At 65.0% G+C, this 354-nt stretch carries 1 protein-coding gene; it reads left to right on the top strand.

What is annotated here, in order from left to right:
* Positions 1-354, top strand: a 354-nt coding sequence (locus tag QYL93_RS31890; protein WP_305747438.1) for a hypothetical protein, incomplete at both ends; no start/stop codon positions are given.

The raw sequence follows: 354 nt of genomic DNA, 5'->3' as shown, positions 1-354 counted from the left end.
ATCAACGGCATCCTGAACACCAACGGCACCTCTGCGGTGGACACCACGGTGTTCAACCTGGCCGCTGCGGCCAACTGGAACCAGACCACCACCTCCGGCGCCGATCTCACCGGCAATGCGGTGACGGTATCGAATGTCAGTGCCCCCACCATCACCAGCGCCACCTACGACGGCACCACCCATGTCTTCACCGTCACCGGCACGGGCCTGGTCAAGACCGTCGGTGCGACGAACGACGTCACGGTATCCACCTTGACCATCACCGGTGAAGGCGGCGCCACGCGCACCCTGTCCACCACCGGCAACGTCGAAGTCACCTCCGCCACCAGCTTCACCTTCACCCTGGCCGGTGCC

Origin of the sequence: Acidovorax sp. A1169 (genome assembly GCF_030704685.1) — a bacterium.
Taxonomy (GTDB): Bacteria; Pseudomonadota; Gammaproteobacteria; order Burkholderiales; family Burkholderiaceae_C; genus Acidovorax.
This window is presented reverse-complemented; position numbering and strand designations above follow the sequence as displayed.